This window comes from Rhodococcus sp. YL-1 (assembly GCF_001942025.1).
In the GTDB taxonomy this organism is placed as follows: Bacteria; Actinomycetota; Actinomycetes; order Mycobacteriales; family Mycobacteriaceae; genus Rhodococcus_F; species Rhodococcus_F qingshengii.
In genome coordinates this window covers 6,098,196-6,122,081 of record NZ_CP017299.1, presented here as the reverse complement: position 1 = coordinate 6,122,081, position 23,886 = coordinate 6,098,196, and the positions used below count along the sequence as shown (strand labels likewise).

The 23,886-nt window shown below is 58.9% G+C and carries 14 protein-coding genes and 1 tRNA gene; 5 read left to right on the top strand and 10 right to left on the bottom strand.

Annotated elements, in window-relative coordinates; genetic code table 11:
* Positions 1-285 precede the first annotated feature (285 nt).
* Together BH682_RS28505 and BH682_RS28500 are read left to right on the top strand one after the other, a co-directional pair.
* Complete coding sequence (locus tag BH682_RS28505; RefSeq protein WP_075834906.1) at positions 286-2,094, top strand: flavin-containing monooxygenase; 1,809 nt, start codon at positions 286-288, stop codon at positions 2,092-2,094.
* 63 nt (positions 2,095-2,157) lie between these two features.
* Positions 2,158-2,949, top strand: a complete 792-nt coding sequence (locus BH682_RS28500) for an alpha/beta fold hydrolase (protein WP_075834904.1) — start codon at positions 2,158-2,160, stop codon at positions 2,947-2,949.
* A gap of 814 nt (positions 2,950-3,763) precedes the next feature.
* On the opposite strand, the gene BH682_RS28495 is transcribed toward BH682_RS28500, so the two are convergent.
* From BH682_RS28495 to BH682_RS28480, 4 genes are all read right to left on the bottom strand, one after another.
* Positions 3,764-4,333, bottom strand: a complete 570-nt coding sequence (locus BH682_RS28495) for a carboxymuconolactone decarboxylase family protein (protein WP_075834901.1) — start codon at positions 4,331-4,333, stop codon at positions 3,764-3,766.
* Positions 4,334-4,892: 559 nt separating this feature from the next.
* Positions 4,893-5,684 carry an IS21-like element IS1415 family helper ATPase IstB gene (istB, locus tag BH682_RS28490; protein WP_003944771.1) on the bottom strand — a complete coding sequence of 264 codons (792 nt, stop codon included), beginning with the start codon at positions 5,682-5,684 and terminating at the stop codon, positions 4,893-4,895.
* Entirely contained in the window at positions 5,684-7,225 is a 1,542-nt protein-coding gene (gene istA / locus BH682_RS28485; RefSeq protein WP_030538069.1) for an IS21-like element IS1415 family transposase, read from the bottom strand. The genes istB and istA overlap by 1 nt, the downstream gene beginning before the upstream one ends.
* 229 nt (positions 7,226-7,454) lie before the next feature.
* On the bottom strand, positions 7,455-8,894 hold the full coding sequence (locus BH682_RS28480; protein WP_075834899.1) for an MFS transporter: 1,440 nt from the start codon (positions 8,892-8,894) through the stop codon (positions 7,455-7,457).
* Positions 8,895-9,184: 290 nt separating this feature from the next.
* On the opposite strand from BH682_RS28480, the gene BH682_RS28475 reads away from it, so the two are divergent.
* The 3 genes from BH682_RS28475 (at position 9,185) to BH682_RS35695 (ending at position 14,920) form a co-directional block, all read left to right on the top strand.
* Positions 9,185-10,291 (top strand): Zn-dependent alcohol dehydrogenase, encoded by a 1,107-nt coding sequence (locus BH682_RS28475; protein ID WP_075834897.1) that lies wholly within the window; start codon positions 9,185-9,187, stop codon positions 10,289-10,291.
* Between the two features lie 123 nt (positions 10,292-10,414).
* Positions 10,415-11,788, top strand: a complete 1,374-nt coding sequence (locus tag BH682_RS28470; protein ID WP_190287659.1) for an MFS transporter — start codon at positions 10,415-10,417, stop codon at positions 11,786-11,788.
* A gap of 1,137 nt (positions 11,789-12,925) precedes the next feature.
* Positions 12,926-14,920, top strand: a complete 1,995-nt coding sequence (locus BH682_RS35695) for a hypothetical protein (protein ID WP_083954730.1) — start codon at positions 12,926-12,928, stop codon at positions 14,918-14,920.
* Between the two features lie 31 nt (positions 14,921-14,951).
* Here BH682_RS35695 and BH682_RS36015 read toward each other — a convergent pair whose 3' ends face one another.
* The 6 genes from BH682_RS36015 to BH682_RS28435 all read right to left on the bottom strand — a co-directional run bounded on the left by BH682_RS36015 (position 14,952) and on the right by BH682_RS28435 (position 23,404).
* Entirely contained in the window at positions 14,952-15,119 is a 168-nt protein-coding gene (locus BH682_RS36015; protein ID WP_157127659.1) for a hypothetical protein, read from the bottom strand.
* Positions 15,120-15,200: 81 nt separating this feature from the next.
* Positions 15,201-18,776, bottom strand: coding sequence for a hypothetical protein (locus BH682_RS28455; protein ID WP_143542602.1), 3,576 nt, complete (start codon positions 18,774-18,776; stop codon positions 15,201-15,203).
* A 681-nt stretch (positions 18,777-19,457) separates the two neighbouring features.
* The gene (locus tag BH682_RS28450) at positions 19,458-20,132 is read right to left on the bottom strand and encodes a hypothetical protein (RefSeq protein WP_143542601.1); all 675 of its coding nucleotides are present in this window, start codon (positions 20,130-20,132) and stop codon (positions 19,458-19,460) included.
* 1,204 nt (positions 20,133-21,336) lie between these two features.
* Positions 21,337-21,422 (bottom strand) — tRNA-Ile (locus BH682_RS36010).
* Positions 21,423-22,427: 1,005 nt separating this feature from the next.
* Positions 22,428-22,778: a hypothetical protein gene (locus BH682_RS28440; protein WP_039973505.1), complete on the bottom strand. Its 351-nt coding sequence runs from the start codon at positions 22,776-22,778 to the stop codon at positions 22,428-22,430.
* Positions 22,779-22,942: 164 nt separating this feature from the next.
* Positions 22,943-23,404 carry an Hsp20/alpha crystallin family protein gene (locus tag BH682_RS28435; RefSeq protein WP_047272442.1) on the bottom strand — a complete coding sequence of 154 codons (462 nt, stop codon included), beginning with the start codon at positions 23,402-23,404 and terminating at the stop codon, positions 22,943-22,945.
* Positions 23,405-23,886: the final 482 nt, after the last annotated feature.

The following is a 23,886-nucleotide window of genomic DNA, read 5'->3' as shown; positions in this document are numbered from 1 at the left end:
GCGGGGTCGGTGTCGCGGCTTTTCGGCCGGGAGAGTCGGTGCTTCGTTCTCCGGTAGCCGTCAATACTCGAACAGGTATCCAAGTGTCTCGAATCACAGTATCGACGCCATCTGACAACTGTCAACTGCTCACAGGGGGTTGGCATTGAGAGGCTCTACTCAACGATCTGATGCAAGTTGGCTGTTGACAGTTGGCTGATGGGGTGATTCGATCCACACAAGGCCGGACGTGTGAGAGATGTAGCGGTCCGAACAAGGAAAATTCGTTTGAGGAGCGGGAACAACGTGGATCAATCAACGGTAATAGACCTGGCGAACCGGTGGATCAGCCTTCTTTCTTCCGCTGTCGCGGAGCAGGATGCATCAAGCTTCGGCGAACTACTGAACGACCCCTGCTATTGGCGAGATCTCGTCGCGCTCACCTGGGATACCCAGCAGCGATACGGATATGACGCGATCGCACCTGAGTTCCTGACGCAGGCCAAAGAGCGCGAGGTTCGAAATCTTGCATTAGACCCCACACGTCCGGCGCCGAAGCTGCTCGATAATGGAACCACCGTCGAAATATTCATCGGGTTCGAAACCAAATTCGGTAAATGCAGGGCATTCGTTTCCGGTTCACTCGATGCCGCCTCGGTCTCGGGGATGCGAGCCACCCTGATCTCCACGGACATGGTCGAGATGTTTTTCGACAAGCCCACCCAGAGTCAAAAGATGGAGCGTTACGGTTACGATCCAGCACACCCGGGTGAAACGTGGGCGCAGGCACGTGCTCGGTTGAGCGCTGCGGACGAAGATCCCGAAGTCCTAGTTGTAGGTTGCGGCGAATGGGGCGCCAGCATCGCTGCCGAATTGGACCGGGTGGGAGTCACCAACCTTGTTGTCGACGCCAGCAAGGAAGGAGGCGCGAGCTGGCGCACACGCTACGATTCGCTTGCCCTGCACACACCGCTCGTTCGAAATAATCTGCCGCTGCTGCACTTTCCCGAAACCTTCCCCCAATACTTGTCCAAAGACCAGTGGGCGAACTGGATCGAGATGTACATCAAAGCGATGAACATCAACGTATTGTTCGAAACCCGCCTCACGAATGCTGCGTATGACGAGCAAGCACAGGTGTGGGAAGCGGCGCTCGAAATGGCCGACGGGTCAGAACGAATTCTGAGGCCCCGCCATGTCATTCTCGCGGTGGGTATCGGTGGGGCAGCGCGCATCCCTGACCTACCTGGCTTGAAAGATTTCTCCGGACGAATCGTCCACTCCAGCGAATTCCGTAGTGGATCCGAATACAAGGGGAAGAAAGTTCTCGTTGTAGGAGTATCGACGAGTGGACACGACATCGCGTTGGACCTGTACAACCATGGTGCACAGGTAACAATGGGGCAACGAAGCCCTGCTACCGTGTGCGACATCGGAACTGCGCAGGTCGCGTTCATGGCCACGTCCACTGTGCCGCTGGACGAAGCGGACCAACGTAGTCTCGCCAACCTGACGCGACCGGTGATCGAGGCATTCCTCAAGGACTACACCAAAAAGACCGATGCTCTCGACCACGACCTCCACGAGGGACTGCGCAAAGCGGGCATGCAGGTGGATGCGGGAACCAACGAGTACGGCTGGCTGTACAAGACGTACACACAATTAGCTGGCTACTACCTCAACGTCGGTTGTTCGGAGGTTATTGTCGAAGGTGGCATTGCCGTCGCTCAGATGGCCGACTTCGACCACTTCGTCGAAAATGGAGTTGTTCGAAACGATGGTGAAGTTCTGGAGTTCGATGCAATTGTGATGGCGACCGGCTTCGAGAGCCACTCGGCGGTCATCGAATCTCTGATGAACGCCGAAATAGCTGAAAAAGTCGGTGTGGTAGGCGGATTCGGACCCGACGGTGAGACAAGAAACCTATGCCGGCCGACCGCGCAAGAGCATCTCTGGATCGGCTTCGGGGGCATCATCGACGCGAGAAAGTACGCCAAGTTGCTGGCGTTTCAGATCAAAGCAGAAGTTGCAGGGATCGTACCCACGTTGGTTCGACTCCCAGATGGAACCGTGGGCACCGCGCGCGAGACAGCTCACGACTTGATTCGCGCGTAACCTCTTCAACCCATATCTGCGGGGTTCGAGTACCCGCCGATTCTGCAGAATACGAGGGCGTTTATGACTTACCTACACGTCGACGATCAGAAGATCTGGTACACCGATACCGGTTCAGGATCGGTGCCCATCATCTTTCTACATGGTTTCTTAATGGACGGAACTATGTTCGATCAGCAGGTGAATACTCTTGGCGCGCAATTTCGTTGTATTACCGTCGACTCGCGGTGCCATGGGCAGACGGAAGAATCTAGCCATGACTTCACCCTGTGGGACCTCGCAAATGATGCGATCGCCGTCCTGGACCACCTCGGCATTTCGAAGGCAACCGTGGTGGGGATGTCACAGGGTGGAATGGTCGCACAACGAGTAGCGCTCGCACATCCTGAACGCGTTTTAGCACTGGTCCTCATCGGAACCGAGGCTCGCGGCATGACCGACGAGAGTCGCCAGTTGCGTCTCGATCGCGACGCGGCCTGGGCTGCCGAGGGTGCGGATGGCTTTGCGCCACAGATAGCTTCGGTCGTGTTCGGGGATCCCGATCTGGAAGCAGAGTGGGTTCCGAAATGGATCGCGTGGGACAAGACTCGGCTTCCCCAAGCATCTCGCGCACTGTCATTTCGGGACTCGCTCGTTGATCGACTGCCGGAGATCGCATGCCCGGTGCTGCAGATACACGGGGGGGAAGACAAAGCGATCGAATTGACATGGGCCATGGAGCTCCGCGACGGTCTCAGCGACGTCGTTTTCATCACCATCGACGGCGCGCACCATTCCCCGAACATGACTCACTCGACCGAGGTGAATCGGGCGATCTTCAACTTCATGGCAGAACTAGCCAAAACGCAATCCTGATCGGTCGGTAATCGAAACGTCGGTCACAGAGCGTCCGTTGGGCCCGATCCTGTTGGGTCGGCCCAACGGGCATCGTTCATGTCCGCAGGCCATCAGCGGCACATCTTCGCCCTGCAAAGTCCACTGCCCGGCGACGTAGGAGTGCCGTTGACGTCGTTCATGAGATCGATGGCTGTTGCCATGGTTTCGCTTGCATTGACTCTGAATGTACGCCAGCCGGCGATAGCGAGCAGATGGGCATAGCCGATTCGCTCGAATCTTCCGCTGCAGCGATCGTTTGGCTTGCTCTAAGATTTGACCGTGGGCAGGCCAGCACCACCGCCGGAGATCTTTCCGACCTCCCCGGGGTCGACTTGTACCGTCTGTTAGTGCTGTTAGTGCTGTTAGTGCTGTTAGTGCCGGTGGATTCGACGTTGGCAACGAACTCTACCGCCGGTCGATCAGGCATAGTCGTCCCTCAATGCGAGTGGCGATTGTGTTGTGCCGCAGGGCTGATCTTTTCTTTCTTGGTCGAGAACGGCCATGTCGCGGGTCCCATACGCGCGCTTGGGACCGGCACGTCAACCTTCAGTCCCGCCTCAGCGGCGTCCCTACCCGCAATGTCTGATGAGAGCAGCTTTTAGGGATCGACTTGCGCCGCTGAATCGATTGTCGCCAGACTCGGGTTGTTAGAACCCTCCGGGTTGTTAGAAACCTCTGGCGTTGATCTATTTCGGCTGACTAGCTACGGGACGCTAATTTGTCTCAATCGGAAAGACATCAGCACGTCTGTGCCATCAGATGTTCGGCCTCCGGTGTCGCTACTACTGGCAAACTACTCGGCTACGCCGCCGGTTCCGATCCGCCGGTCCTCGAGTTGCGCACCAGATGTCTCCATCATGCGCGCGATCATCCACCAGTTGCCGATGACGAGAATTGCCTCGACGATCTGGCTTTCACTGAAATGGGCACGCATGTCTGCGAGAGCTTCATCGCTCGCGCGGCTCGTGGCAAGCTGTTCGTCCACGAAGGCCACGAGGGCCTGCTCCACAGAATCAAGCCCCTGCGGTTTTTCGCAGGCGAGAGTGTCGATCTTGGCTTTGGCTACACCAACGCTCTCTGCCAAAGATGCGTGCTGCACCACTTCATAGATGCTGTTTTCCACGTAGCCGACACGTACGATGATCATCTCACGATGCTTGGCTTCCAACGAGCCTTCCCGTAGGAGCGCTCCAGACATGGCTGACATGCCATCGCGCACAGCGGGATTGAGATGAAGCGATACTCGTTGCCCGTTGGTGAGCGGCCCGTAAACACCGCTTGCATCTTCGCTTCCCGAGGGTGCGGCGATGCGCTGTGGATAATCGGTCGTCATTTCCGCAACACCGGGCAGCAAATTGTCCATTGGGCATTTGGCATTAATCACTGTCGTAGGTCCTGATTCATGTGGAGTTACTCGGGGTGCCTCAGCGAAGGCAGGAGGAGCAAAGGAAAGTATCAGCCCCAGACTGATGCCCGATACCTTTCGGGGCAATGTCATTGGATCGTCCTCCTAGCTCGAACGTGCTTTTCTGTCTCGAGCACAATGGCTTTGGGATCCAGGGGTACGCCATCGCTTTCCGAGGCAAGCCGACAGTTCATGTCTTCCCTGAGATATTTGTTGATAATGACCTGAAACCTGTTATCTGTCAACAGATAGCTGCCTGTAATAGGGTTGGGCTGTTCAATGTGGGAAGGGCTTTGCTCTTGCTGAGGCCCTGCGCGCCATCGTGAGCAATTTGGTTCCCTCAAGATGAAGCAGGCCTTCAGTCAATCGCCGTTTCTTCATCGTCGGGCTTGGATGCGAGGCCTGTCAATGGCCACGAAGTTCTCCCCGTAGGCGGCCAGTAGTTCTCCCCGCTGGTGGCCACGGGTTCTCCCCGGTGGCGGCCAGTTGTTTTTCCCCACCCGCTTTCTGATTTGGGTTAGCTGAAGGGCTTCACCCCCTTGCCGGTGGTGGCTTCGGTGAGGCGGAAGGAGTCGCCGTCGGTGACGACGACGTGCGCATGGTGCAGGAGCCGGTCAACGGTGGCGGTGGCCAATGTTTTGGGCATGATCTCGTCGAAGCCGGAGGGGTGCAGGTTGCTCGAGACGGCAATCGCTCGGCGTTCGTAGGCAGCGTCGACGAGGCGATAGAATCCTTCGGCGGCGTCTTCAGAGACCGGGAGCAGACCGATGTCGTCGACGATGATCAGGTCGGAGCGGATGATCCTCGTCAGGGCTCGGGCGATGGAGTCGTCGGCACGGTGCCGGCGGACCAGGGCACCGAGGTCTTCGATGGTGAACCAAGACACCGCCAGCCCAGCTTCGACTGCGGCCTGCCCGAGTGCCTCGGTGAAGTGAGACTTGCCAGTTCCCGAAGGCCCACAGACGCAGAAACATTCACGCCGCCCGACCCACTCCAGGGTGCGGAGCGCGTCCTGGGTGGCGCGGGGAATCGACGATTTCGTTTCGTCCCAGTCGCCGAAGGTCTTGCCGGTAGGGAAACCCGCGCGTTTGCGGCGAGTGTGCAGGTTCGCCCGGTCCCGGCCGGCGGCTTCCTCAGCGAGGAGAACCCGCACGACTTCGGCGGGGTCCCAGCGTTGGGCTTTCGCGGTCGGGATGATATCGCTCAAGGACCTGCGGATATGGGGCAGTTTCAGGCGTTTAGTCAGGTCGATCGCCTCGGCCAACGGGTCGCCGTTAGCGCTGGTAACAGTGCGCAAAGGGGTGCTCATCAGGCGTCATCGCTTTCATCGTCAGTAGTGGCTGGGCTGGCCGGCGCTGGTGTCTGGCCGAAGGTGGACCAGGCGGCGGTGCCCGGTTGCAGAGTGTGGTTCTCGCTGCGACGGACCGGATCAGCGTGTTCGTGGGTGACTTGGTAGTCGAGGATCGAGATCAGGTCCCGATCGGCGAACCGGCCGGTCATCGCCGCCGTCCCCAACGCTCTGTCGACTGCGTCCGGGGAGTGCAGCTTCGAAAGGTCCACGGCCTCGGCCATCTTCGCCCTGATGCGGCGCGCTCCCGCGGCGGCAGCCTCGACCAGCCAGCTGTTGGCACCCTGGCCCAACTGTAGGAAGGCGAGCTCGGCGGCGGTACGAGGCTTGGGCACCCGGTCGGCGGCGTCGCGGTCTGGGCGGGGTGGGTAGTGGTCGTTGTCGAGGACCGGTGAACCGGGTTGGCCGCGGCGGTGCCGCGCGACTTCGACTGCACCGCCATCATTGTCGACGGCGGTCACGATCAGCTCCTCACCATGGAAGCGGGCCCAGACCCGAGTGTCGATCAACGTGTGCGGCACCGAATACCGCACCCCTTCCACCGAGATCGTCGACTCCCAGTTCACCCGCCGGGTAGTGCCGAACACCGCGGTGAACGGAGATTTCGGCAGCGGATGCAGCCGCTGCAACTCTTCGGCCAGCCGCTCGACCGGCCGCCGCCGAGTAGAGCTGTGGACGCGGGTGTTGACGTCGGTGCAGAACTGCCGGCAAGCCGACTCGAGCTCACCGAAAGAGTGATACTGCTCGCGCAGGTTCACCTCCTTCGGCAACAGGTCGGCTTTGGCGATCCGCACCGTCGCCTCACTTCCTCCCTTCGACTCCGGATCAGCAGGTAAACACGTCCGCAGCGTCGTGCCGTAATGCCGTGCCACCTCCACGATCTCCGGATTGCGGACCGCGATCCCGGCCACGTGATCGATCGTCGCGGTCTTCTCGTTGTCGGTGAGGACATAGACCGGAACCCCGCCCAAGCGGCGGAATGTCGCATCCAAACACGCCGCCACCGTCGGCAATGTCTTGTCCCAGATCGGGATCACCACCCGAAATCGCGACCACGCCAACCATGCGCAGAACAACGTCGTCTTCCGGCCGGAAATCGTTGGCCCGTCACCGAAGTCGTACTGTAACCACAGCCCAGGTTCGGTTACCCACGGCCGATACACTCGCCGCCGACCAGCCCGAAACTGGGCCTTCGCCTCCGCGACCGTCCGGCGCGTGGTCCGCTCACCGCCGGTGAACCCCAGCGCGACGATCCGTTCGTGGATGACATCCGCGCGGACCTTGCCCTGCGAGCGGACCACCAACTCCTCGATCTTCGGCAGAAAGTCGTCGATCGCCCGCGCTCGATGCCGCCGGCGGTCCGGCGGCTGCCCCGCAGCGCGCATCTGCACATACCGGGCCACCGTGTGGTGATCACACCCAGCCAGCTCCGCCGCCGCCCGATAACTACCCGTGAGGTCGTACGCCTCCAAAATTTCCATGATCTCCCTGCTCGATTTCATCCACCCAGCGTTGCCGGGACCGAATCTGACTCACAGCAGGTGGGGAACTATCTGGCCGTACGCGGGGAGAAACCATGGCCACAAAATGCGCCATAAATGGCCGCCAGTGGGGAGCTTACGATGGCCGTCGACAGAGGCCGAAAGACACCCAAACTGTTTCACCGAAGAACAATGCGCGTGAAACAGATATCAGGCGGTTGCGCGTCGACCTGCAGGACTGCCCACACAACTAATTCCGAGGCTTCGCTGTTCGAATCATTATGCACATGCAGGCGCCGAGAGCGCTCATAGTTGTCGCGAACGCAAATAGACTGAAATATGTTGCGGAGGATGGAACATTCCCGCCAGTTACTGCGACACCCGTGAGAAATGCAGTGGCGACTGGGGTGCCAGATGCCTGTCCGACCGTTCTCACCATCGTGTTTATCCCCAAAGCAGTCGCGATGTGTGCTGAGTCGACCAATGTGGGGACGAACTGGGAACAGCAGCTGAAACCAATACCGATGCCCGCACCCACTGCTACATAGGCAACGGCGATTGCCCAGACGGACGAGTGTCCGACAGCCATCACAACCGCTCCGCACGCTAGGCAAGACATGGACAGAATTGCAGTTGCCCGTTCGCCGAAACGGTGTACGAGATTCGTAGCCAACCGACCACCGATGAAAACTGCCAGGGCGTTGGGAACCATGTAGAGGGTCGCTTCGACCAGCGGTAGACCCATTCCGCCCGCTTGTTCGGTTCCCAGCAGGATGATCGGCACCGCGATATAGAACAGAAACGATATGAACCCGATCAAAAACGCTAGGGCATTGACGAGTCCCAGATTTCCCTTTACCAACAGCCTTACATCCAATAGTGGTGCAGCGGTTCGCAACTCAATGGCAACCAACGCACACGCTCCGATCGTGGCAACTGCAAATGCCGCGGCGATCTGCAGCGAAAGCCAGCCGAAACTGTTCCCTTGCGATACACCGAAGAGGAGACTCGAGAGGGCGATGACGAAGACTGCGGTTCCCAACCAGTCGATCGGCGCTCTCAACCTATGTGGTCTCGATGAGCGAGGTACGAATAAGTAGCATCCTGCCCATGCCATCGCCCCGGAAAGTGCCATGGTGCCGAACAAACCGCGCCAACCGAACAGGTCGGTGATGATTCCGCCGGACAAAAGCGAGACTGCCGATCCCAACCCCAGGACTCCGGACAGCCAGCCCATTGCCGATCTCTGGGACTTGTCGGCGTAATTGAACTGCACAATGGTGAGCGCGAGTGGAAAAGTACCGGTGCCTACTGCCTGTGTGGCCCGTGCGATCAGCAAGACTGCGAAATTGGATGAGAGGGCGGCGAGGGCGGCCCCCGCAGTCATCACAGCTATAGCCGCGAGCAAAACCCGCCGATGCCCGAAACGGTCGCCGAGAACTCCGAGGATCGGAACGAAGACGGCCCCGAACAGCAGGTTGGTTGTCACGATCCAGCCCACCGCAGTTGGGCCGACCGAAAGCGCAGCAGCCAGGGACGGCAGGACAGGAACAACGAGGGTTTGAGTGAGGAGAAAGCTGAATACTGCCAGGCATAAAACAGGCAGGGTTACTTTGCCCCGAGTCGAATGTCGTTGTGCTGTTGATGTTCTGGTCACCAGGAGCCGCCCAAGCGGGTCTCCGGAGCACATGGAGGCTCGGCATATGCTGTGGAAATCCAATCGAGTTTTCTCATAACTGCTTTCGGTTTGAACGCGCCTATTCCGGCATCTCACTCGGCTCGGGGGAGAGCCGGTCACGATCCTCCGACTGTCAGGGTGGTGCGGCGAGACAGCACCCAGTAAACCAGTATCGAGAACAGATCGCAGCCAACTGTTGACATTTCCCGTGCCCCCATGCGATTCTCGGCGTGTGGGATCGGTCACATGCGTGAGGCCGTAACCCCTTAATCACCAACCGCTATGTCGAGAAACGGAAACTGATGAAGACCACAGCAGCCGCCCTCATTCCCGGAAAATATGACTGGGAACTCCTTGAGTTCGACCTCGATGAACCGGGGGTTGGGGAGGTCCGGGTCCGGATGAAGGTCGCGGGATTGTGCCACTCCGACGAACACCTGCAGCATCTACAACTGCCGATGACGTTTATCGGTGGACATGAAGGTGCTGGGATCGTCGATGCCATCGGCCCCGGTGTTACTGGCCTCGAAATCGGTGATCACGTCGCATGCTCGTGGATTCCCAGCTGCGGGACATGCCGGTTTTGCGTCAGGGGGCAGGGAAATCTGTGTGATTTGGGAATCAACATGATGTCGGGGGAACTCGCCAATGGCGGATTTCGATTCCATCGAGATGGTCATGACATCGGAGCAATTGCTGCAACTGGCACCTTCTCCCAATTCGCTGTCCTTGACCAACGATCCACAGTCAAGGTCGACAAAGACATTCCGTGGGAGTGGATCTCGTTGGTCACATGCGGAGTAGCGACCGGTTGGGGCGCAGTGCTAAATGCTGGCAGGGTAGTAGCAGGCGACTCTGTCGCAATCTACGGCTGCGGTGGCATCGGCGCCAACGCAGTCAGCGCTGCGGTCCAAGCCAACGCTGACATCGTAGCCGTGATCGATCCGGTGGAATCCAAGCGCGAATTCGCTCAGAAGTTGGGAGCCGACGCAGTATTTGCTGATGCGGGCGAAGCTCATGCTGATATCTGGGATCGGACGCACGGAGTCGGCGTCGATGTGGCAGTGGTGACGGCAGGTGTTGTGACCAGCGACATCATTCGCAGTGCATTCGATCTCACGCGCAAGGGTGGAACCGTTGTTCTAGTCGGCGTCGCAGACGATGCAACCGAAGAGACGCTTCAGCTTTCGAGTTCGATGCTGACGCTGTACGGGAAGAAGATCGTCGGCACCCTCTACGGGGATTGCAATCCGCGAGTCGACGTTCCGCAATTGCTTCGTATGGCAAAGCACGGAAAGCTTGATTTGGACTCACTCGTGACTCGTCGCTACTCGCTCGATCAAATCAATGACGGGTTCCGAGACATGTTGTCCGGAGCCAATATTCGCGGTCTGATTGTCCACGAGTGAATCACACTTCGGGAAGTGGCAGCGGAAGGTTGATATGACTCGGCATCCAAGTGTCCGAATGGCCCGCCCTGAGCTACATTCCGGGAGATGTGTCAGTATCCGAAACAGTCATCAGGAGACACAGTGACCAATAAGTCGGTAGATAAAACCGATGTCTCTACAGTTTCACCCAGAGTGCGCAAAAAAGCTGCCGCAGCAGCGATGTTGGGTACCATGATCGACTCCTCGGATTTGGTTCTGTACGCCTACCTCGCTGTATACACTGCGCCGCTGTTCTTCCCGAATTCGAACGCTGCCGTGTCGGTAATCGCGACTCTAGCCGTCTATGCAGTCGGGTTCGTGGCACGACCCCTTGGCGGAATCGTCTTCGGTCGAATCGGTGACCGCCGAGGTCGACGTGTCGCGCTCGTTTCGACTATTGCGTTGATGGGAATCGCAACCCTTATTCTCGGTCTCGTCCCGACCTACGAAACGATCGGATTGCTGGCACCTGCCCTTGTGTTGTTGGCAAGAATCGCCCAGGGAATTGCCGCTGGTGGCGAGGTGATCGGTGCCGCGACCTACGCTTTGGAGTCCAGTACGCCGGGGAGAAGGGGCTTGTACAGTTCCATGACTCCATTCGGATCGATTCTCGGGTTAGTAATCGCTCCAGTCGTAATTGGGGTAACGACGATCGTCGTCGGCGCAGAGGATATGGCAGTCTGGGGTTGGCGAATCCCGTTCCTAGTGGCATTCGTCTTCACTTTTGGTGTCCTCGCCTTTAGGCTCAAGATTGAGGATTCGGCGGAGTTTACCGAAATGGAGAAGGCTGGCGCTATTTCTAAAGCGCCGCTGAGGGAAGCATGGTCGGACCACAAAGCCACTATCCTTCTCACAATTCTGATGGGCGCCGGTACGCTGTACATCGTCTACGCGGTTCCGGTTTATCTACCCGTATACCTGACCTCCGCAACTGACATCTCTCGATCGACCGTGCCCTGGGTCACGGCGGCTGTCATGCTGCTATCCGCACCGATGGTGATTGTGGGAGGTCTGTTGGCCGATCGATTCGGACGCGTGCGGATCCTGACTATCATGCTCGTCATCCTGGGAATCGTTGGTTTCCCGCTGTTTGCCTACTTAAGCTCGGACTCGGTGACCGCAATCGATGTCGGCATCGCCTACCTGGGGGCCATGATCCTGAGTAATCTGGCACTCGCCGCTGCTTACCAGGCATTCTCAGACGTATTCCCCGCCCGCATCAGATACACCGCAGCCGCGATCGGCTTCAACGTGGGCAACATGATCGGTGCAGGATTTGGACCTCTTCTATCGAACTCGCTGATCGAATCAACCGGTGATGACCGGGCGCCAGGATACTTGTTCATCGCAGCGGCGGTCGTCGGCGTAGCAGGCCTGCTTTCCGTTAGTCGCATCCATCGCGTGGTGCCTGTGCCTGCCGGTCGGCACGAAGTAACTGAGGACAGTTCGCACGAGGTGGGCAAGAATAGTTCTTAAGCCCTTCCCTAAGCCTGGCCGGCCTCGCAGTCTCCATATTTTCCGCAGGTCGGCCAGACGCGCTTTTCGGGGGATGCGAAACGAAACGATACATAACCTGGGGAGTGTTGAAGGTAAATCTTGCCAAAAGTCCTTCCGGTGCTGCTGATGGAATCATCGCGGACGTGTGTTATACGACGAATACGATGGTCTCGCCGACGGTTTTGCGAGTGCTGTGCGGGCAGCCACCGCGACACCTTGAATGTCAGTCGTGATGTCGAAATTTCCTTCACTCGGAGGGGAGAACATCTTCGCTCCAGTATTTCGCAATATTGTTTCGCGGTCCGTGTAGGGCATGAGTCATGCGACATCACAGTTCCAAAAGGCAATTTGTTACGAGCGAAAGAAGGCTCGTGTGGTCGATCAATCACCAGGCAAAGAATGGCTAGCATGAACAAATTACTGTCTTTTCTTCGTCGCCATCTCGCTCGAGCGAGAGCCGTGGGAAGAGCCAGGCGCGCCATACAAAAACTATTCTGCCGCCACTGCGGCCGAGATTTGTTCACCCGGCCTGCAATCGCCGTAGTCTATTGCTCCTACGATTGCGCCGACCGAGATGTGGCCCGCCTCGAATTCGGCGCCCAGATCTACTGATCAATCACACTCGTCGCGACGGCTGCGGAGTCGACGCGAAGGGTATTCCTTGGTGAGGCCAGGTAGCCGGTGAGTGTTGACAGCGGCCCATCACTGCTGGCCGCTCCACTGTTGATTTCCTACTTTGAGCTATCAACCCTTCAATCGGTTGCCAGATAGGAGCCGCGAGAAGCCCTGGGCGGGTCTATCTGAGGACCGAACCACGTAGAACTCCGCACGAGTCGAGGTGATCGGCAGCCAACTCGACCGCCTACGCGATCGCCCGCGAGTTCGCAACTCAACGGATCCGAAAATAGGCACTGCCATTACGGAGCAACCGATCCCCGTCGTCGTCGCGATCGGTAACACTGCAGCAAGTGTGCGCGACATGGCGTTCTCGATCGCAACCGATCGCCGTGCGGGCGATGTAGCGGTGTCTGGCGACTTCGAGTTGGGCTATGTCGGCTGTTTGCTCACTGATAATGGATCGACAAAACGTTGCCGCCGCTAGGGAGCAGAAAAGACATGTCGCCAGATATCTTTCAGCAGCGAGATCGGTGGCTCGAAGAATTGCGTGAATATGTCCGGAGCGACACGCAGATCATCTGCGAGGCGGGGTATATGTCGCTTCCAGCGATCACGGAGGAGATACTCCAGGCGGCGCATGACCCCAGACCCCATGACGGCCAACAGAAGAACGACTGGGAGTCACGTGCACTGGACCTCGAAGACGCACTGACGTGGCTAGGACCCGAACTTGATGCCCTGGTCAACACCGCGGTGAGCGATCTCCACACCTGCATCACTGCCGACCTGCTGGCGGTCAAGAAAGGTAGGGCAGTCGTCGACGATACGAAGCGGCCCGCTGTGGCGCAGAATGCGGCATCCCTCGCCGCGTTGCTCGACCGCGACGAGGTGCTTGTCGCCGCGTGGCGCGATCTGATCGCGGCGTGCAAGAACATGGACCACGAGACCTTTTCTACCGAGCAAGTCAAGTATCTGCGCGACAACGTGTTCGCTCTGTGCGGCCGCCGCAGACAGGATCCCGGCGCCTTCGGGCCGCTTCAAACCGCATACGGGGTCCTGCTGGGCTTCGATCACTCTGTGCGCCGTGCGAAGTCGATACTGGGCGACGAGTTGGGGCCGCCGGAACCTGACGTCAATTCGGCGTCCCCGTTGAACTCGGATGAGCTCGAGCGGCTCTCCGAACGCAGCATCGTTGCTCTGTCACCGACCGGGGACTTCGTGATCTGGTTCCGTATCGCTTCAGCGTTCGTGAAGGGTGGGGCCTGCGTCAGCCACGGCGCAGTGACGTTCTACACCGCGACGAGCCTCGCTGGGGCACTTACCGATCACGATGCGGCGCGGGAGTTGTACGACGTTGTGCCAGAGGAGCTTCTGATCGACCAGATTCGAGAGTTCCAGGTCTCGGACGACGGGCCAAACGAGCATCGAGGCTTCGAGTACAGACCTGCCCTCGTGTACGCCCGAGTTGTGGTTCAAGCAATCGAACGGCACCTCGCGAGATCCCGGGCTCGCACACTCCTTGACGCAGTCTTGAAAGTCAATGGCACCCCCGACAATTTGTGGCGGGTCCTCCGCGGGTCCCTGATGTTCGGAGATGGGGTTCGGTATTTCGGGCACTCTATCAGTTGGGGGCCGAAGGAGGAGTTCGTCAGTCGTGAGTTGGATTACGAGAACGACCACTTCACGACCACACTGACGCAGCTGAACGACCAGGGCGCGACCGTAACCGCGGACGCTGCTGAAGCCCTGCTCCCTGTTCTCCAGCTCCAGGACGAGCTGCGAAGCGCTCCAGATGCGAATCCCGAGGCGGTGGTACGAGCCGCGGTCCGTGCGATCGAGCATTGCAACACGTGGACCGAGCGGGGACAGCTCTCGTGGACCGGGTACCTGAGCAAGTATCTATTGGACTTCTATACTGTCGAAACATTCGCCTTCCGCGCCGTCGCGGGCGTGTTCATGGCGGCGGTCGCGCACATCCCGGACCACACACCGGACGCACCCAATGTCCCCGAATTGGCGGACATCGCCGATGACATACGAGGAAACAAATGGGATGGCCCGATCATTCGCGCCAAAACAGTAGCCCACACCGCAATTCTTCGGCGGGTATACCAGGACCATTGGCTGGCGAGGAGCCTTGCGGAACTGGACGACACACTCGCCTCCGCTGGTGCGCTGTCGGTGGCGTTCGAGGCGGAGAAGGCAAGAGTGGCCGCGTGTACTGCCCGCTTGCGCCGCACCCGGAACGCGGCGATCCACGGCGGTCCCATATCCCCGGTAGCGTGCGAGACGATCTCGTCTTTCGCGCGGCGAATCGCGGGACTGGCAATCACCAACGTGATCGAAGCGGTGATTGACGGCGCGGAGGTCGACGTACATACCCTCCACCGGCGCAGCCGGTATCAGAAGCGGGTGGAGAACCTCACCTTGTCGGGCGACCTGGAGAACCTCTTCGATCTGTCGCCTCCCCCAGCATCCGCGCTAGCGCCGTGATTCGATGGAAATAGCCCGCGGACACGACAATTCACCGCACCACGATGTGCGGGTAAGAAATAGGAAGGCTCGACGCCAGGCCGCAGTCCACCCACATGCGGCAACCCAAGTTCGGTGCCGCGGCGGGCGGCGATTCTCTCGCCTGCTGATGCGTGTCGCCGTCGGTGTAAATGACCGTGTCGACGACGTCGATGGTCATCGTTGCGGGTCGCGCATAGTGAAGGCTTGCTTACTGCATCTGCATGCGACGTACGAATCGAGTAGTCGGGCTCCGACATCCTCACCGAGACAGTCGAGTCCGGTTAGATTTGCCAATTTCTTGCAACAGGCGATCCAACGGGACGATGGGAAAGGCGGCCTCCTCAAACTGCCGTGTCACCAGATCATCGTCGATGACAATTATCGGTTTGAGTGTGATCTTTCCTGCCGGGAGTGCGAACTCGCTGCGAAGAGCATCAATATTGCTTCGCGCCCACTCATAGCGGCCACCGAGGCGGGTCACCGCCGAACCATCCCCCTCAAGAATGTTCCCAATCTCGTTTCGCAGCTCGGTCGGCGTTCGCGCCGCCTCCAGCGCTTTGGCCTCAATTAAAAGGAGACTGCTAGACGCGGCATGGTAGGCAACAAGATCGATATCGCCAAGGTCGAAACCATCGATATTCCTCAAGTCATGGTCCCCGATCCTTTTGACGCGCCGCCTGACCGGGCTGCATACCTGACCAAGAATGGCCTCAACCCGAATTTCGAACAGATCCCCTTTACGCTCCCGCGCAGCCGCAAGAGCCTTCTTCATCTCAGGCGTCTTTGCTTGGAGCCGCCCAGATTCGTATTGTCCGTACCATTGCCCTGTCGTCAGGTACGCGTTGCGGTGACCGAAAAAGACGTATTCACTTTCTCCCTGGCTTCGAACGATCAGCGGCCGACGCAGGTATGAGCGTTCTCGATTATATCTCCAGGGATGAACCTGCCGGCCCAGCTTCCAGAAGTCCTTTTCCGGGCGCATCGACAACGTATCCAGAATGCGCTGAGCCCTCTCGGCATCCCAACCGTGGACGCGGGTCATCCTCTCCAACACCGTCGAGATCGGGAGTTCACCGACGTCGTGCTGCTCCAGTTCGATTGAAGCGTCGAGCAACTCACCGACGAAGGTTGTCATGTCAGTGAAGGTGAATCCGAACTCGATACCAGCAAGCCTGTCATGTTCCGTGAGGTCAAAGCTCTCCGGAGCGGACCTCGGCTGGTGCTCAGCATTCGCCGTCTCGATGATGGCACCCACGGTAGTGGATGCGTGGGAACTCAGAAAGTTCTGTATGCCTGTGAGCCACCTGTCTTCCTCACGTGAGATACCAAATCGTCCAGACGGAAGCATCGACACCGTGGCTGTGGAGACGCCGCCGTGGATCGCATCGGACAAGAATCCCATGTTGGTTAGCTCGGATGCCAAAGCCAGCATGAGATCGTAGGTTTCGGTGTTCACACGTTGGTCGCCAGCTGCGGGATTCGCCGCTAGATACTCGAGCAGGAATCGTGAGGAAACCGCCGACGTAGCTCCTTGTGCCATGTCCTTTGTCATCCGCTCAACGAGGCCTGATTGCTGTCCGAAGCACGCGACGCGGGATGGATACATTCTGGCGTCGACGTGAGCTTCCCTGAGCAGCGATTCGTTTGCGCGTATGAGGTACTTCAGCAGTAGGCGGTCGTCATACAAGTCCAATACGCCCGACAAGCGATCGCCAAAGTACGGAACGACTTCCGTGTTTAGCACTCGGGAACGTTCCGCATCAGGTATTGGGCCAACGCTGCGCCCATGTTCCTCGGAGAGATGGCGACCGAGGTCGTCCAGAAGCATCGCTACCACCGCCGATATCACCTTCCGTGGCCGCGGGAGCTCCCCTGGCCACGATACGAGATCGGAATTGCGGTCGGTGATATGTAGCATGTGGCGATGCCCGGGGGGCACGATGACCTCCAAGATCTCGCCACAGTCGAAATTGACGGGCGTTGTCGCCGCAGATACGAGTGCCCTGACCAGGGTCGCTACCAATTCACGATCGACAATGTTGGGTGGATCATCATCCTGCGGGGTGGCCCGGGTGGTGACAGTGACCTCAATATCACCGGTCGCGTCACCGATATTGAACGAAATCCAATTCTGAGTTTCTGGACTAGCCATCGCCACCGCCTCCCAATCGGAGACGTTGATCGCGACTCGGATATCACTCCGGGGCTGTGCGACGAGGAGTGGAGGGAACTCGGTACCCAGCTTGTAGAGCCAGTAGCAGACCGCTTCCGCGAGAGCGTCCAGCGGCGCCGATTCAGCTGCCTGCGATGCAGAAGCGCTGACCCACGCCGACACGTCGCCAACTTCGGCGAAATACAGGTGTCCAGGAAATTTCACCCGCCGAACCGTTGTGGCTGTTCCGTGCACCAACTCCGCCTCGTAGACGCGGTTACCTTGGTGCACATAGGTTTTGCCTAGCTCTTGGGCGACCGACTGCCGCAGTTCCTCAGCGCTACCAGAAGCGATGAACATTGCTGTCGGTGGTCGATCGTCCGAGACGTAGAAGCTGTCTTCCTCGCCGCTGTCGTAAATAGCGTATGCATCCGCGACGCTCGTCATCATCATGCGCGCTCCGGTCGACGACCATCGGTCGAATGCCTGCGCGAAGTACCACAACGTCAGCTGGTGCGTCCCAGGCGCGAACAGGATCATCTCAAACGTCTCGAACATATCCGCGAGGCAGAACCCTTCCGAAACTTCCGTAGATACCTGCGCGTCCGAACCATGCGACCAAATAACGTCGAGGACCAATGTTTTATCGGCTGGATGATCGGCGGGGGTGATTCCGGCACCTCCGAGCCGCATCACGGGATCTTGAAAGACCGTCGTCGGATCGTAGTTGTCGAACGTCTCGATTCGGATTCGCAGGTCGAGGAGCTTGTCGCCGTCAAAGTATCCGCGAAGGACCCTCAGCGCAGGCGACGATTCATAGACTTCCTCAAGTCGATCATCGCAGACTAGGTCAAACATTGCGCCCACAGTTCGGACCGCGAAGCCCGAGGCTGCCCGGGTGAGTTCATCAGCACACGACCAGTTGACGGCTTCGGCCGCGATCAAATGCCTCAGTGTCGCCATCAACTCGAAAGGGGCCGCAACGATGATCCCGCGCGCCGTCCGGACGAAGGGAGTTCCGATAATTCCCTCATCAGTATCTGTGCCGTCCCACGGCGGCAGATCTCCGCCATCGGCGATCAGCGTCGCCCGAAGATAGTCGACGGCCTCTGGGGTGAACCCCTGCAATAGGTCCGACTCGTCGAACGTAACCAGTTGCGCTAACTCTTGAATCGCGGAAATGCTGGGCACCCTGATCTCGCCGGTAAATTCAGGCGCTGTCGCAGACCTCTGCAGCCCGATCTGAGCCGCCAGTGTGGCACTGGTACTCAAGAGCAATTGCGCGGCCCACCTGACCCGCCGAGTTAGCTCCACCGGAAGGTCGCGACCATGAGAGCCAAATACCGTTGCGAGAAGATTTCGGGCGATCACACCGCTGTTCGTGCAGAGGCCCTGAAGGACAACAAATGTGCCACCGAAGAATGGCACCTCCGTCGTGATGAACCCCTCAAACTCATCCTCGTTAGCCTTGATCCATTCGCTACCAATCTCAGGCGTTACGAGTAGACGACGAACAGCGCTGGCCGACAATCGCCGTGGCGACACACCACTCTGTCGCGCGGCAAACCCTGCCAACCGCTCTAGCCTGAACAAATGGTGAATGTTGGCGTCGACTAACTGAATGCCAGCAGCTGCAGCCAGTACCTCTGCCGTATCCATCTCGTCCAGTTCATTAATCAGCACGGTGTGAGAGTAGCTGCCGCCTATCTGGTTCATTTTAGATGCCCCCGGACAGACTGGAGAATTCAGTCAGCTCGACAGTATTAGTCTGTTTATGTCATGAGCAGGGCAGGCGCGCGGCATCGCAGATCCTTTGCATCGTGGATTCCTTCACTTTGTCCGAGCTACATGAATCCTGCTAAATCCTCGCCAGACATCCGAAAGGCGTCGGGATTAGATTCGTGAAACGTTCGGTTCGGTCTAGTCGTCTCGGTGGGCGTTTGCGGAGGCTGTCCGTCCATACGCTTCCCTTCCCCAACTGTGGTCCAGGGCGATTCGGAATTCTCTCCGGAATTCGCAGTGCCTCGTCGACGTCGAATTGACCCTTTTCGACCTGTCGTAGTGCACCGGAAAGCACTGCCGATAATCTATACCCTGTCAGTTCGACGCTTAAATGCTCTACTCTGCAGCGTAATTCGATCTTGTTCGGCGTCGTGATCGCTGGGTGCGATGCCGTGATCAGAGTGAGAATGGGCGGCGGGCTCGATGCCCGACCGTATTTTCCCTGACCTGCAGTTGCTCCCGGGCCCGGGAGGCGCGGAGGCTCAGCGCTGTCCGAGCAGGTGACCTTGGCGGGAATGCCACTCCACTTCGTGTGGCGGAGGCTGCCACAGATGTTGATCGCGTACTCGATGCGGATTGTGATCAGCGACGAATGACAAAGGTCTTCCGTCTTCTCAAATGGGCGTCGTCGTTGACGAGCCAGGAAAAGAAGTCGTTGAGGTAGGGAATGGTGGGCTCCCCAGGGAGCCCCGGTCCGAGGCAGCCGAGTTCGCGCAGGATATTTGCCAGCCAGCGGCCGATCTGGAGCGTGTAGAGGCGACTCCAGGGGACGGTGGCTTTACACAAGGCTATCCGGGTGTGACTGGATTCCAGGGTGGTGTGGACTTCACCATCCAGATCGGTGAGGCGGATGACGGCGTTCTCGGAGAGCCTTTCGGACAGTTCAGATGTGCTCTTTTCCTGGCCCAGGATCTCAAGGCGCTTCCTTGCTGTGAGGTGCTGGCCGGCGAGTGGTGAGATGACGTCTGCCTCCCATTGGCGTTCCGCGCTCTTAGCGCCACTACTGCCACCGAGACTGTCGAGATGGTTGTACCGACCGCCCAGAGCGAAGGCGGACAAGATGTCGACAATGGACCCGTGGACGTCGGTTGCAGGCCTGCATAAGTCAGTTTCAACGGTGTATTCGCGTCGGACTGCGATCACCTCGACGAGGTCGAAGGCCTCGCCGATGTTGTGGCTCAGCTTCCGCATCTCTTTGCTGGTCAGGAAGTGGCCGTGCTCTGCGTAGTTGTCCACTTGGATTGCGATCTTGGCCATTCGCTCATAGCCGATCGAGAGCGGGAACAGAGCGGAGTAGAACGACCCTGGCCGGAGTGGATCCAGGCTCTCCAGCGCGGTTGCTCCCAGACGGACCTGGTCGGATGCGATAGTGCATTCGGCACTGAGGGCCCGCCAGTGTGGTGTGTACATCCTCGGAACGTATACGTGACAAGTGCGGTCTCTCGTGCCGGGTTGCGCCGCGTAGGTGCCCGAAGCGGTTGGTGGGGACGGGGACCAGCACCCCGCGGACCTGAATAGGGTGCCCTCGCAGGATCAACGAGCAGCATGGTCACCACAATGATTGATGGCCGCGGGCCGAGGTAGCCGATCGACTCATCCCCGGAATCCTGCTCTGGTTTGCCGCTTATCAAACAGGACACGTCCAACCAAGGCGAATGCGGATGGAAACTGCAGCGAGCGATTTTCTCCGACTGCCACGCCCGTCCAGTTGTCGGGCGCGGTGCGTCACCGCGAGACGGGCGCAGTGACCGGCGCCAGACTTCATTAACGCCCAAGCGATTTCGCGCGCTGGGGCGCTCCGCCGTGGCGTTGGTCGAGCATCCAGTTCGAGTGGAAGGATCGCCGCCCCGCCAATGCCAGCCATGTCTGGATTCGCCGGCCCGACCGCTACCGGGTCGAGAGGCCGGACGGAAGCGTTCGAGCTGCCCGAGAGCATGTGAGTGCTCCTTCAACAAGGAAGGGCTGAAGAGGAAATTGGTTCCAACGCAGGGGATATGGCGGTCTGAAACGAAACCGGCCTACTGCTCAGAAGGCTTCGTCGGCGAATGTCCGGTGCGAGCGGACATAGATTTCGGCGCACCGTTGTACAACGACTAGCACTAGGTAGCGATGCTCGACGCGGTCGAACTCGCCGACCGATGGCTTGGCGGACCCGACGACGACCCGACACCGTCGGTAGAGCTAACCGGCCCGCGTGCTTTGACGCATTACGGCCGCGCAGCCTGGGAGGCGACGGCTACCCCGCCGCCGGACTACGATCCGTGCTGCTCATTGCTGGCCGGCGAACCCGACGACGACCAAGATCGATGGGTGCCGGGCCGAGGCGGCATAGGCTGGGCCTGCCGCCATAGTTGATCGAGTTCTTGCCTCAAGAACCAGCGAAATTACTAAGTTGCCGGCACGCTGCCGATCGAGACCCGGGGCGTCTCTGGAGGCAATATCTTAGCATTCCTAACAAATTTGCCAGGCGGAGGGATTCGAACCCTCGGGTGTATTACCACCAGACACTTATCAGGTGCCCGCATTAGGCCTCTCTGCCACGCCTCCGAAGCCTTGCTCGCCACAGGAAATACTGCGATCGGCGAGCTCAGCACCTCGAGCGCCATGACGCGCGAGGGGAATTGAACCATACCACTAGTGCTGATTTTTTCGGGCCCGATTCCGATCGGGAAGGTGAGGACTCCCCACTACACGGCCGGTCGATCGAGTACGTCATCATCCCGGCGGCGAAACCGATGAGTTCGACCTGCCGCGGTTTGTCCGTGTTCTTGTTGGACAAACCGACACCCTGAGTGAGGGGTGGTTTTCGGGTGGCTGTTTCGGGATTGAAAGCGGTGATGCCGCGTCCCCGTGTGGTTGGCGTCGGAGCGGGGTGAGCCCGGATTGCCGTGGACTGAATATTGTTGCAGTCGTTAACTGTTCGCCGTTTGATGCGATCTCGTTGTTTGCGGTTTTGTTGGTTGCCGACCATATCATGTTGCCGTTGTTGCAAAGCGCCAGTAGGTGTTTGTTGACATCAACGACGGCTGAGGTTGGAAACGACATGGACGATCTCCGCTGGCAAAGTATGTAAGGGGTGGTTGGTGCCCCTTGGAGCGCTCGGAATGCTCGCGGGAAGTCGCGGCCACACCTGTTGCCGCAGAACCATGGCGATAGGTCACCTGTCGGGTCGGGTGCCTGGTGCTGGAAAGGTTCGAACCTAGTCAACAGTTTCCATCGGCAGTCACTCCCGGTCGTCGACACACTGGTGAATCCTGACACCCTGTGCCTCGTTCGTAGCTCCGTTGCTAACGGTTTCATCCCGTCGAGTCCATGGAGAGGGGCAGTGTTGACCGACTGCTGGTGGATTGTTCTCAGCTGTCGAAAAAGGCCATCTTTGCCCGGAATTTCAGCGCCAGCTGTCGCGTAATTTTTCGAAAGTCGCAGGTTGATCTGACAAATAGATCCGGAATCTACACTGCCGCCATCGCCTGAAGGTGGGACGGATTTCAGATCTTGTGAGATCCTGCTACAAGCACCAATTCGATTCCACTAGTGCAAAATTCGGTTTTTCTACAGGTGGGGTAGTGCTGCAGTGAGGAAGACGGCGCCGAAGGCGATTCCGGCAATGCCGGTGAGGATCCCGACCACGCCGGCGGTGTTGTCGCCCAGATCGCGTCCGGGGGTGTCGGGTCGGCGCGCTGCCAGGGCGGTTCCGATGGCGGCGGCACCGAGGAGGATGCCGAGGCCGAACATCCAGAACGTCAGTATCGAGAGTGCACCGAGCATCAACGCCATGTCGCTGTATTCATCGCTGGTGATCGGACGGTGGTGATCCCACCAATCGGGTGGAGTGTGCGCGCGGGATTCGGTGTTGTCGGTGTTGTCGGATTGTTCGTGCGGGGGGATAGTGGATGCAGTCATGGCAGCTAAAGGGTTCTCGCGCTGATTCTTTCGTGTGGTGGATGTACCGGTGTGCGCCACGGGTGTGCAGTGGGAGATCGAAACGATGGTGGGTGAGGCCCGAGAACCCATCGCGTGTCCTCGGGAGTCACCCCACCATCAAAGCGGTGTTCGGGCCAGGCGGATCAGGCTTCGATCTGCACCTGTGTTGTCGATCCGGCGTTATCGGTTCGGGAGGGTGGTCCGGAGGAGACCTCGATCCGCCGCGGTTTCGCCTTCTCTGCGATCGGCAACGTCACCGTCAACACGCCGTTGTCGTACGAGGCCTCGATCTGTTGGGCGTCGATGTCGTCGCTGATGGACAGCTGCCGTTTGTATGTTCCAGCGAAACGCTCACTCGCCAGCCAGCTCACACCCTCTTCGGAGAGGGCGGTGCGGTGCGCGGTCAACGTCAGGGTCGAGCCGTCGATGTGGACGCCCACTGATCCTGGGTCGACGCCCGGAAGATCGGCGTGCAGGACGTACTGGTCCTCGACCTTGTAGAGGTCCATCGGCATGAACCGTGGACTGCGTCCGTTGCCGGTTCCCGCGGCGAGTACGGACTTGGTGATCGCGTCGATGTCGGTGAAAGGATCGAAACGAAGCACAGCAACACACCTCCCATGTCGTGAAAAGAAAGGTCACCGCCACTGTGGCGGTTGACCGAACTTACTGTGCGAGAACATGATAACCACACGAATTAGCACTCTGCAACCGAGAGTGCCAGAAGCTTTGGGGAAGTGTTCCGGTCCCTGAAGATCGCTGCTTTGCCTGGTCCCGACAAAAGCGGTGGCCGCCTTCGGCCTCGATTCGAAGCGGGCGGCGCGGTACGGCACTTCGTCAGTAGCGGCGGTGCGGCAACGGATCCGCCGGAGCCCCGACTCTGCGTGTGCGAGTCGGGGCGTATGACCGACGTCGGCATTGAGCACACAACACCGATGACCCACTATCCGTGCGAAGTCGACGTTCATGTCGTCCGCACATCTTCAACCATAAACAGTGCGATCGGTATAAATCATGTTCAGTCGCCTTCGATGCCAAGAAGTGACATGGCCGTTTGCATGGCAAGGTGAACATCTTGGTCGTCACG

Excerpts from the sequence above, each read along its gene's own strand:
- BH682_RS28475 (WP_075834897.1), top strand. The coding sequence starts at position 9,185 with ATGAAGACCACAGCAGCCGCCCTCATTCCCGGAAAATATGACTGGGAA.
- BH682_RS28495 (WP_075834901.1), bottom strand. The coding sequence starts at position 4,333 with ATGGACAATTTGCTGCCCGGTGTTGCGGAAATGACGACCGATTATCCA.
- BH682_RS28480 (WP_075834899.1), bottom strand. The coding sequence starts at position 8,894 with ATGTGCTCCGGAGACCCGCTTGGGCGGCTCCTGGTGACCAGAACATCA.
- BH682_RS35695 (WP_083954730.1), top strand. The coding sequence starts at position 12,926 with ATGTCGCCAGATATCTTTCAGCAGCGAGATCGGTGGCTCGAAGAATTG.
- istA (WP_030538069.1), bottom strand. The coding sequence starts at position 7,225 with ATGAAATCGAGCAGGGAGATCATGGAAATTTTGGAGGCGTACGACCTC.
- BH682_RS28500 (WP_075834904.1), top strand. The coding sequence starts at position 2,158 with ATGACTTACCTACACGTCGACGATCAGAAGATCTGGTACACCGATACC.
- BH682_RS36015 (WP_157127659.1), bottom strand. The coding sequence starts at position 15,119 with ATGACCATCGACGTCGTCGACACGGTCATTTACACCGACGGCGACACG.
- BH682_RS28440 (WP_039973505.1), bottom strand. The coding sequence starts at position 22,778 with ATGACTGCATCCACTATCCCCCCGCACGAACAATCCGACAACACCGAC.
- BH682_RS28450 (WP_143542601.1), bottom strand. The coding sequence starts at position 20,132 with ATGGCCAAGATCGCAATCCAAGTGGACAACTACGCAGAGCACGGCCAC.
- istB (WP_003944771.1), bottom strand. The coding sequence starts at position 5,684 with ATGAGCACCCCTTTGCGCACTGTTACCAGCGCTAACGGCGACCCGTTG.